The sequence below is a fragment of the Pedobacter sp. 10L46_2 genome (genome assembly GCF_056395165.1).
On sequence record NZ_JBFTIZ010000248.1, the window covers coordinates 1 to 9,853 of the forward strand.

Consider the following 9,853-nt stretch of genomic DNA (forward strand, 5'->3'; position numbering starts at 1 on the left):
AGTAAAGGAGGCATTGTTAAACATAAAAAAGAACTTCGTTCCTCAGAATTACCGGCAGCGGTGTTGAATACCCTTAAACAAAACTATAAAGGATTCAGAATTGATGATGTAGATCGTTATGAAGAGGGTAAAAAATTCTTTTATAAAATTGAATTGAAGAAATTACTCGAGGAACAAAAAGTTATTGTTGACCAGAATGGTAAAATATCAAACAAGATATATTAGATGACGGCAGCTTTAAAAGCATGCCGTCATCGGTAATTTATTTAAGCCCTAAAGGTTCTTCATACTAATTGCCTTTAAGCGGGCAGAAGGCTCTGTAAATACAAAATAAACATTGTATTTACCTTTAAGCACCTCAATATCAGCAATGGTATTTAAACTGCCGTTTTCTTTCGAAGATGATTGCCCGATAAGTTTTCCTTCCGGTGAATCGATGCGAATCTCAATTTTACCTGCCGACACATTGTCTGCACCAATAAATTCAATCTTCTTAATATCCGTTAAATCAACTTTATTTAGTTGCAGATAAGCACCTTTGCTCTTAGCCGTCGCAACAGACTTGTTGTCGTTAAAGCTAATCTCATTAGCGTTATCCGTATTGTTAACAAGCACAAAAGGATGGCGCAAAACAACTATATCTTCACCAAACTGCGCTGGCGCAAGTTTAGTTCCATGATCTTTATAGGCTGCTCTAAAAATAAAGCTTCCTTTGTTAGGCTGATCTGGTTGAACATTTGTAGTGTATGATCCTGTTACCGGAAGTGATTTCTGCGTAGTTTTCTTTTCACTAAAGCTCAATACATATTTAATGATCGAGTTCACTTCATTAGTAGACATAGATGAGTGCGCTGGCATCATTGCATCACCCCATACACCCGAACCGCCGTCAATAACCTTTTTAGTAAGCTTTCCTTCTGCAGTTTTATCTCCTTTATACTTTAACGCCACTTCTGTAAATGATGGACCTAAAGATTTAGTATCCACAGCGTGACAAGCATTACAATCACTTTTCTTGATTAAAGCCTTTGCTTTAGCATATTGTGCAGAAACATCGAATTGATTCTGATTTTGCGCTACAACAGTTAAGTCATACCCCTCAGACAAGTAATTGATGGCTACAGAAACCTGGGAAGCCGGTATTCTTTTATCAGCAAGGCTTCCATCCTCCTTATCTGTAACACTAACCGCATAATTGATTATACTGGCAGGGAAATAGAAACTAGAGTTCCCTTTTGTAAAGTTAAACTTAACTACAGGGGTTGCATTTCCGGCTACCAATTCAACCGATTTACTATTTTTTGCACCATGCGGATCTGTAACAGTAAGTGTAGCTTTGTAAACACCAGCTGTTGCCAGTTGTACTTCAGGGTTAGCCGTTTTAAACGTTTGTTTTAACATTCCGCCTTTGGTAATTTTCCATTCGTACTTTAATACATCACCATCACTATCAGTTGTACCTGCCGAAGATAATTTTACTTTTAAAGGCAAAGCACCGGCAGTTTTATTTGCAGTTGCCTGTACCTGAGGTTTGCGGTTACCGCCATTAAACTCAATTTTGATTAACTCAGCTTCCGGATTATCTTTAAAGTATCCGTTTCCATATTCAAGCACATATAAACTACCATCAGGGCCAAATTTCATATCAATCGGACCTCTTAAAGTAAGCTCAGGCAAGAAACGCTCCATAGATTTATACATGCCATTTTCATCAAAAGTTACCGCTAATATCCAGCCACGTACCCAGTCGGTAATTAACCATTTACCTTCATAATATGCAGGAAACAAATATTTAGCATTGGCAAAATCAGACTTGTGAAATACCGGACCACCAACTGCACTTCTGCCACCACTACCCATCACCGGAAACTCTTCACTGGCCGCATAAGGATACCAGATCATGGCTGATACCGCAGGAGGTAATTCTTTTAATCCCGTATTATTTGGGGAATTATTTATTGGTTTTTGTACATCGTACAACTCTCCCGATTTCTTAGTCGCAAAATCATAATAACGATATGCCTGGTTATTCCCTATAAAATAAGGCCAGCCATAGTTACCCGACTTTTTAGCCACATTAAATTCATCATAGGATCTTGGACCTCTAGATTCTGAAGAGTTTGAACCATCCGGACCAACTTCACCCCAGTATAACCAACCAGTATGACTATCTATAGTTAACCTCCAGGGGTTTCTATTACCCATGGTATAAATTTCAGGGCGGGTATTTGCTGTCCCCTTAGGAAACAGGTTGCCTTCTGGAATGGTATATGTACCATTTGGTTCAGGATGGATACGCAAAATTTTACCTCTTAAATCGTTAGTATTACCAGACGATTTTTGAGCATCACGCGGAGCCTCTCCCGGACGTTCGTCGATAGGTGTAAAACCATCCGAAGATCTTGAAAAGGTATTATCACCAGTACTTAAGTACAAGTTTTTATCCTTATCGAATAACATACCGCCCCCTACGTGGCAGCATTCTTCACGTTGAACCACCACGTCTAATACTTTCTTTTCAGTAGTCATGTTCAGTTTACCGCCAGCCCATGTAAATCTGGAAAGCCTGTTTACCGATACATCTTTTGGAGAATAGTAGATGTAAATCCATTTGTTTTTAGCATAATCAGGGTCAAGGATAACCCCCTGCAGCCCGTCTTCACCTTCGGAACGCTCACCTTTTTTGCTTACGTACTCCCTGCTAACAGCAAAATCTGCTATTACATCCATTTTATTAGTTGCAGGATCGTATATTTTTAATTTCCCTTTACGCTCTGCATACAAAACCTTTCCTCCATCCAGAATTTGGAATTGCATAGGTTCTTCTAATTTTTGTTGAAGCACAACTTTGGTAAACCTGTTATCGTCAGGTTTTTCCGGCGATTGCGCCTTTACTATATATGAAGAAACCAATAACAGCGACAATGCTGTTATTGGTTTCAATAATGATAATTTTATCATGTTTGGGGTTAATTACAATTTAGATACAAGGTTACGGAAGTTAACTACACTAGCAGCTACATCAGCGCTGTTGCTTTCCCAGTTGTATTCATATTCAGCTGAGATAGCTCCTTTAAAGTTTTGTCTTTTTAACTCTGCGATAACTGCAGGGATGTTAGAAACACCTTCTCCCCAATGCACGTCATGTCCGCCTTTACCTTTTTCATGAAGATCTTTCATGTGCGAGTGTAATACGTGTCCGTCAAGTTTTTTCAAGCACTCAACAGGATCTAATCCTGAACGTACCCAGTGGCCTATATCAGCGCAAGCGCCTAAGCGTTTGCTTTTCCCTTTAATCGCATTTAACACGATATCAGGATTCCAATAATGAGATGGGTTTGGGTGATTGTGAATAGCAACATTGATCTGATATTTATCGCATAGATCAGATACCAACTGCAAATCTTTCTCATTAGGTTCTGAAGTAATGGTATGAATGCCCATGGCTTTGCAGAATTCGAATAATTTAATCCATTCAGCTTCGCTGTTAGCGCCTGTTACACCAAATGCTACAACTTTTACGTTGTTTTCTTTAAGCTTTGCTAAAACAGCTTGTCTTTTCGCGTCATCCATATCAGGTCCCATTGTTCCTTCTATACCGCCACCTATTTTTTGACCTGGGAAAGCCTCTACATATCTTAAGTTACAGCTGTCGATCTTTTTAATTGCCTCAGCAAATGTGAATAATCTGAAAGTATAAGCTTGAGAACCAAGTTCCCAGCCCAATTTTACTTCCGGATTTTTAGCAGAAGCATTAGATGCTCCTGTCTTTACACTTTTACAGGCAGCAAGACAAGCCAATAAAACAACAGCAAATTGTAGTTTTAAAGCAAATCTATTTTTTAATAAATTCATGTTTGGTTAATTAAAGTTTGAAAATTATCTAGGTTACATTTGTTATTCTATCTCTCCAAAATCTTATTCTGTAAAAAGACGCCAACAATATAGTTATTCTTGAAGTTTTTCCTTTTACTAATGAATCGAAATATTTTGGTTACTAAAAATCGTCTTTTAAATAAGCCGTAAGAATGGACTTAATAAGTTAAATCATGGATAATATGATCAGACAGTCTTACTCCTCTCTATTTCAAACTCCGTATCAACACCCAAAGCACTTCTGTTTTTAGAGGCGGCAACAGCAAGTTCATCGCAGCGTTCATTTTCGGGATGGTTATTATGCCCCTTTATCCAAACGAATTTAACATGGTGTAGCTTATAAACGTTAAGAAAACGCATCCAAAGGTCTTTATTCTTTTTGCCTTTAAATCCTGTTTTAACCCAACCAAATACCCACTTCTTTTCTACAGAATCAATCACGTATTTGGAATCTGAGAATATGGTAATTTCTTGTCCTGGATTTTTTAGTGCATTTAAGCCTACTATAACTGCCAGCAATTCCATTCTGTTGTTCGTAGTTAAACGGAATCCCGCACTCAGTTCCTTATAGTGAGACCCTGAGCGTAAAATCACTCCGTATCCACCTGGCCCTGGGTTGCCGCTAGCTGCTCCATCGGTATAAAGTTCAATCATATGTTAGGCAAATCTAGCTTTTTAAGCCATAAAAGCAATTTTTAGGGTACTTTTTATATTTCCACCAGAATTTAATCCACTGAGATTTAATCGATTAAAAAAAAGATCCGATCTAACTGAAAAAAGATTTGAATAAAATATTTTAAATCGTACTTTTGTAGCGTTGAAAAACACATGGTGGTTTTAGCTCAGTTGGTTAGAGCATCGGTTTGTGGTACCGAGGGTCGTGGGTTCGAGCCCCATATTCCACCCCAAGTTTTTGAAAAGCAGTCTGAAAAGACTGCTTTTTTTGTATACAGGGTATTTTGGTATGTCAAAAAGGGACAGTTTAATAGAAGATCCTTGGTTTAGATCGCGATCATTCTCCAGCGTCTTTAATAATCTGTGTAGTTAACCAATCAGAAATCCGAAAATTAGTTTGTTGTATTTTGACAGTGTATGGTTTAACTGCTGGAATGATACCGTTAAGTTTTGCGTTAAGTATAACACCAACGGTTCCGGTGATGTTAAGTTCAAGCTTTTTAGCAAATCTCCTAGCTCCTGCATCATCTATAATGAGTAGGTCAGCATGGATTTCTGATGCAAGCGCCATCGCACTGGCCTCACCTATATCCACAGTTTCAGCATAATTATATAATAAATCACGATTCTGCACGGCTTTTACATCAACCCAATTAGGTATAGTCTTTTACCAAATTCAGCAGCTATCTCAGGAGTTGTTATTACTTGTTTGTACAAGGATTGGAGCAAATGCATACCATCTATTTTGTCCAGCGTAATGAAACAGCTGGCATCGGTAATGACAATTTTATCCTGTATGAGCATGCCTAAATGTTTCAAGATCTTCAGCTGCACTTTCGTCCAGGTAGTGCACGTCGTATTTGATTAAGATTTCAGCAAAATCCCATTTTTTCATTTGGCACATTTCAGCGGCTTGTCTTAAAGTAAGCTTACCTGCTTCATATAGCTTGGCTGCAATAAGGCGTGTTGTTTCATCATGCTCTCTCTCAAGGGCATCAGGAACTTGTATGGTCATTGTAGTCATGATATAAAGATACGTATTATTAAAATTTAAAACAAAATGGGTGCTGATGATAGAATGGATTTTGATATATTACAAAGGGTAATTATTCTACTTTTGTTTAATTTGCTATCTCAGAATTTCAACAGTGGACAATCTACTATTATACAGGTCTTTATTTAAAGGGCGCGAAGATGTTTATGCTATTCATTGGTCAAAAGGAACTAAAAGTGGTTACATGCCTGCTAAATTGTATGATCCTTATATCAGCAAGGTTTATAAAAAAAGTACAAACCCCAATAATTCAGAGACCGCAAATTATCTTCCTTTGACTGACGATCAGATTCAAAGACATCTTGAAGGTAGACAGCTAACAGGATTGTATCCACTTTTACAAGACAATACGTCTTGGTTGATAGCGGCAGATTTTGATAAAAAAAGTTGGTTGGAAGATTGTAGAAGTTTCATTACTATATGTGCAAGCTACAATATCCCTGCTTACCTGGAACGTTCGCGCAGTGGTAAAGGTGGGCATGTTTGGATATTTTTTAATCAACCATATCCGGCTTTTAAGAGCAGAATAATTGTACTTACTTTATTAGAGAGAGCAGGGATAGTCTCTACTTTTGACAAAAACTCTAGTTTTGACAGATTATTCCCCAATCAAGATAAACATTCAGGTAAAGGATTTGGAAATCTGATTGCCTTACCTCATTGAGTCAGAAACAGCTCTCCCTTATAGAAATCAATGGGAGTTTTTAAGCAGCATTCGCCGAATTTCTATCAATGACTTAGACCAAATATTTCTTTCGTTGACCAGTTCTAAAAGTTTAAACGTTATTGAACCAGGTAAGCTTGTAATTAAGTTGTCAAATACTATTGAAATCAATCGAAATGGAATAAGTACTGCCTTGGCATCTTTTCTGAAGGATGAACTTAATTTTTTCAATCCAGACTTTATCATTAAAAAGAATCTATTTAAAAAAGGAAATCTTTTAGGTAAGAATGTTGAAATGTTCCAGCTTAGCGCCGGTGATGCTAACCAGACATTATATGAGTCGGGAGAAGAATTATTAAAGGATGTATTGATTAGAGGTAATTATCGGCACAAAATACAGCTAAGATATTTATCAGACTTACATCTTGGAAATGTATTGAAAATAAGATTTGTGTTAAGTCCGTTTGCTTTTGTTTTTCTTCTAACTGGAAAAGAGCAATATCATATTGTAATGGAGACACTGGATACGGATGAGGCTACTTATATATGGCATACCTCAAAAGAAGTTTCGGAGCTCAAAAATGCGCTTCATAATGTTGATAAAGATCTTAATAAGATTCGAAATGACGGGAGATTTGCATTTTTACAATCAGTACCGATAAATTTCAGCCGCGTTTTTACATGATTATTCGGATGAACGAAATGGATTTGTGATCTGGAAAGATGATTTAGAGCAATATCTGACTTAATTAAAATATTTCGTCACTACTAGGGATGTTACAACATCCCTAGTAGTGACGAATTTCAGACGATATAAAATCATTTTCGTGGACTAAAATAGTTTAACTTTTTAGCAGCTTTCCAAGCTCGTCCATTTCATCCATTTTTCTTTATAAATCGGCTAATCGCTTCAAATCAGCAATAAAACGGGATGAAATTTGTCCCATAAATGACCCTTTATGGGACGAGGACTTTAAAACAGATTTTCGTCTTTTTTTTACTTGTAACTCTTTGTTTTTCAAATAAATAAGATCAGCCGTTTTGTTCATGGAAGTGGTTCGATACAGGGCTCCATCAAAGGTCAATTTTTCCGGATATAGCATCCCTAGTAGATATCTTTTACCCTCTATCCGATTATGCTCGCATTTGCTGACAAAGCCATCCGGATTTTCTGGATGGCTTTTTTTGTTTGATTTCTTCCAATGGCAGGGCCTAAAACATGAATTTAAAATAAATTTGTGTAACCAAGTGGTTTCTTTTATATTTGTAACCAAATGGTATCAGATTATGGAAATGAGAAGAGATGTTTTTCAGGCAATTGCAGACCCGACGCGCCGGGAAATTATTGGTTTGCTCAGTGAGCGTYCCTTAAACCTGAATGCTGTGGCCGGTCATTTTCAGGTGAGCAGGCCTGCAATTTCCAAGCACATTAGGATTCTGACCGAGTGTGGGCTGATCATGGTGTCGCAAAAAGGAAGGGAGCGTTTTTGCAGCGCGGATATGCGTAAGCTGAAGGAAGTAGACCTGTGGCTGAGCCATTATAGGAAATTCTGGAACAGGAAGCTGGATGCCCTCGGGGAATTTCTGGAAAGGGATAATGCGGAAGATTCAGTCTTAAAGAATAAAAATCAACCAAAAAAATAACAGCTATGGAAACTAAACCACTGATTGTAGAACGTGTTTACAATGCCCCTATTGAGAAAGTCTGGAAGGCGATAACCGACCGGGACCAGATGAAAGCATGGTATTTCGACTTCGAAGAATTTAAACCCGAAGTGGGTTTCAAGTTTCAGTTTACCGGCGGGGATGAAAATGTGCAATACCTGCACGAATGCGAGGTCCTGGTGGTGGATCCCCCGCATAAACTGAGCTATTCCTGGAGGTATCCGGATTATAAGGGTTATTCGGTTTTAACCTGGGAGCTGTTTGAAGAAGGCAAACACAGAACCCGGCTGAAACTCACGCATGACGGTTTGGACAGCTTCCCTCAGGATAATTCGAACTTCAGAATAGAAAGCTTTACAGGGGGCTGGAATTATTTTGTCAACGAAGGCCTGGTTTCATTTGTGGAAACAGAAGTGATCAGCAAGCAGATCACCATTTCGGCTGCGGCGGAAGCTATCTGGGATATTTTACTGCATCCTGCAGACCAGTGGGGCAAGGCTTTTGGTGAGGGCTCGTTTGTAAAGACGGACTGGCAAACTGGCTCTGAAGTGATCTGGACGGACGCCAGTGGGGACATTGGCGCCAGGGGTATGGTCAAAGCGCATCGGCCGCAGGAGTATTTACAGGTAGATATGTACGATGAACTTAACCCGGCCGCTGATGCACAGACCGGAGAATATTCGGAGGTATACCGGTTAGTAAAAGCTGAAAGCGGGGCCTATGAACTAAGAATCGAATCGGGGCCGCTGGCAAAAAAATATATCCCTCAGCATGAAAAAATGTGGGACCAGGCCTTAGAGATCATTAAGGATTTATCGGAAAAACGGTAATCCACCATCTGGCTGAACTATGTCCTGGTGGAAGAACAATATGCTCATTCGAAAACCCACTAACCTCGTTTTTGAAGCTTTCATCAATCCGGAGATCACCAAACATTTCTGGTTCACTAAAGGCAGTGGCCGGCTTAGCTCGGGTGCCAGGGTGACCTGGGAATGGGGAATGTATAATGTCTCTACCCCGGTGCAGGTGGTGGAAATTATTAAAAATGTAAAGATCGTTATTGACTGGAACGACCCTGCGACCCGGGTGGAGTTTAACTTTAAGGCGATTGACGCCGATTCGACTTATCTGGAGATTAGCCAGTATGGTCTGCATTCCAAGGGTGAAGCACTTCTGGCTGAAATTAAATGGGAGCAAAAGTGGCGGTGGTCGATGTACTGCAAATCACGGATTGGCGCTACTTTATTAATCTATTTTGAATAGCTTATAAATTCCTTTTGTAATTCTAAAATTTCTAAAAACTGTCCATTTCAAGCAAACAGTCGGACATATAAAAGGGTTTAGTTTTATCACTACTAGCGATGTTTTGGATATCCCTAGTAGTGATAAATTTCAATTTACATTCAGATCATTTTCGTGGACGGGAATTATTGGCTTTCATCCGTTTTCCAAGCTCATCAAATTCATCAATATTTCTTTGCAAATCGGCCAACCGCTTTAAATCAGCCACAAACCGAGAATTTATCGGCACCATCAGCCACCCCAGTTTTGAAAGCAGTCTGAAAAGACTGCTTTTTTTGTTTAAGGGTTCGAGTCCCTTCTTCCGCACACTATCTATGGGTTGGATCGGTATCTTTTATAATCATCAAAACATCATGTATATAATCTTTGCATGATTAAGTTGTCATGTATAAAAAATTAAATTATCTTTACATGATAAGAGTCTCATATATAAAAACTTTGTATGAAGAAATTGGCCAAATTGAGAAGTGATGTACCTTTTAATGAATTGCCTCCGCTGCCCCCTGATCAAATTAAAGTGGAGACAATTCCTGTTTTAAGGCAAGTCGTCCAATCTTCAATAGCCCTTTCCGAATTAAAAGGACTAGCCTATACACTCCCTAATCCTTCTATACTTC

Annotated in this window: 12 protein-coding genes and 1 tRNA gene; 7 read left to right on the plus strand and 6 right to left on the minus strand. The window is 38.7% G+C overall.

Annotated elements, in window-relative coordinates; translation table 11 throughout:
* Positions 1-225: PepSY-like domain-containing protein (locus tag AC1DDX_RS20940; protein ID WP_477622527.1), on the plus strand; the 225-nt coding region annotated here is incomplete at its 5' end.
* 48 nt (positions 226-273) lie between these two features.
* Here AC1DDX_RS20940 and AC1DDX_RS20945 read toward each other — a convergent pair.
* The 3 genes from AC1DDX_RS20945 to rnhA all read right to left on the minus strand — a co-directional run bounded on the left by AC1DDX_RS20945 (position 274) and on the right by rnhA (position 4,530).
* Positions 274-2,961 (minus strand): PQQ-dependent sugar dehydrogenase, encoded by a 2,688-nt coding sequence (locus AC1DDX_RS20945; RefSeq protein WP_337715190.1) that lies wholly within the window; start codon positions 2,959-2,961, stop codon positions 274-276.
* Between the two features lie 12 nt (positions 2,962-2,973).
* Positions 2,974-3,855 (minus strand): sugar phosphate isomerase/epimerase family protein, encoded by an 882-nt coding sequence (locus AC1DDX_RS20950; protein ID WP_172663814.1) that lies wholly within the window; start codon positions 3,853-3,855, stop codon positions 2,974-2,976.
* A gap of 207 nt (positions 3,856-4,062) precedes the next feature.
* Positions 4,063-4,530: a ribonuclease HI gene (gene rnhA / locus AC1DDX_RS20955; protein ID WP_172663815.1), complete on the minus strand. Its 468-nt coding sequence runs from the start codon at positions 4,528-4,530 to the stop codon at positions 4,063-4,065.
* A 177-nt stretch (positions 4,531-4,707) separates the two neighbouring features.
* Between rnhA and AC1DDX_RS20960 the strand changes: the two genes are divergently transcribed.
* Positions 4,708-4,784 (plus strand) — tRNA-His (locus AC1DDX_RS20960).
* A 104-nt stretch (positions 4,785-4,888) separates the two neighbouring features.
* On the opposite strand, the gene AC1DDX_RS20965 is transcribed toward AC1DDX_RS20960, so the two are convergent.
* From AC1DDX_RS20965 to AC1DDX_RS20975, 3 genes are read right to left on the minus strand one after another with little or no spacing between them, the layout of a single operon-like run.
* Positions 4,889-5,212 (minus strand): PIN domain-containing protein, encoded by a 324-nt coding sequence (locus AC1DDX_RS20965; protein ID WP_477611798.1) that lies wholly within the window; start codon positions 5,210-5,212, stop codon positions 4,889-4,891.
* Positions 5,191-5,355 (minus strand): PIN domain-containing protein, encoded by a 165-nt coding sequence (locus AC1DDX_RS20970; RefSeq protein WP_477611733.1) that lies wholly within the window; start codon positions 5,353-5,355, stop codon positions 5,191-5,193. Before AC1DDX_RS20970 ends, AC1DDX_RS20965 begins: the two co-directional genes overlap by 22 nt.
* On the minus strand, positions 5,339-5,566 hold the full coding sequence (locus tag AC1DDX_RS20975) for a UPF0175 family protein (protein ID WP_245870024.1): 228 nt from the start codon (positions 5,564-5,566) through the stop codon (positions 5,339-5,341). Before AC1DDX_RS20975 ends, AC1DDX_RS20970 begins: the two co-directional genes overlap by 17 nt.
* Positions 5,567-5,699: 133 nt before the next feature.
* Here AC1DDX_RS20975 and AC1DDX_RS20980 point away from each other — a divergent pair, with 133 nt between their 5' ends.
* The 5 genes from AC1DDX_RS20980 (at position 5,700) to AC1DDX_RS21000 (ending at position 9,197) form a co-directional block, all read left to right on the plus strand.
* Positions 5,700-6,269, plus strand: coding sequence for a TOTE conflict system archaeo-eukaryotic primase domain-containing protein (locus tag AC1DDX_RS20980; RefSeq protein ID WP_477622528.1), 570 nt, complete (start codon positions 5,700-5,702; stop codon positions 6,267-6,269).
* 94 nt (positions 6,270-6,363) lie between these two features.
* Positions 6,364-6,954 (plus strand): hypothetical protein, encoded by a 591-nt coding sequence (locus tag AC1DDX_RS20985; protein ID WP_477622529.1) that lies wholly within the window; start codon positions 6,364-6,366, stop codon positions 6,952-6,954.
* A gap of 563 nt (positions 6,955-7,517) precedes the next feature.
* Positions 7,518-7,913, plus strand: coding sequence for an ArsR/SmtB family transcription factor (locus AC1DDX_RS20990; RefSeq protein ID WP_477622530.1), 396 nt, complete (start codon positions 7,518-7,520; stop codon positions 7,911-7,913).
* 5 nt (positions 7,914-7,918) lie between these two features.
* Complete coding sequence (locus tag AC1DDX_RS20995) at positions 7,919-8,764, plus strand: SRPBCC family protein (protein WP_172663823.1); 846 nt, start codon at positions 7,919-7,921, stop codon at positions 8,762-8,764.
* 19 nt (positions 8,765-8,783) lie between these two features.
* On the plus strand, positions 8,784-9,197 hold the full coding sequence (locus AC1DDX_RS21000; protein WP_172663824.1) for an SRPBCC domain-containing protein: 414 nt from the start codon (positions 8,784-8,786) through the stop codon (positions 9,195-9,197).
* Positions 9,198-9,853: the final 656 nt, after the last annotated feature.

What these genes read in the sequence shown, in the direction of transcription:
- AC1DDX_RS20945 (WP_337715190.1), bottom strand. Translation starts at nt 2,961, where the DNA reads ATGATAAAATTATCATTATTGAAACCAATAACAGCATTGTCGCTGTTA.
- AC1DDX_RS20950 (WP_172663814.1), bottom strand. Translation starts at nt 3,855, where the DNA reads ATGAATTTATTAAAAAATAGATTTGCTTTAAAACTACAATTTGCTGTT.
- rnhA (WP_172663815.1), bottom strand. Translation starts at nt 4,530, where the DNA reads ATGATTGAACTTTATACCGATGGAGCAGCTAGCGGCAACCCAGGGCCA.
- AC1DDX_RS20970 (WP_477611733.1), bottom strand. Translation starts at nt 5,355, where the DNA reads ATGCTCATACAGGATAAAATTGTCATTACCGATGCCAGCTGTTTCATT.
- AC1DDX_RS20975 (WP_245870024.1), bottom strand. Translation starts at nt 5,566, where the DNA reads ATGACCATACAAGTTCCTGATGCCCTTGAGAGAGAGCATGATGAAACA.
- AC1DDX_RS20995 (WP_172663823.1), top strand. Translation starts at nt 7,919, where the DNA reads ATGGAAACTAAACCACTGATTGTAGAACGTGTTTACAATGCCCCTATT.
- AC1DDX_RS21000 (WP_172663824.1), top strand. Translation starts at nt 8,784, where the DNA reads ATGTCCTGGTGGAAGAACAATATGCTCATTCGAAAACCCACTAACCTC.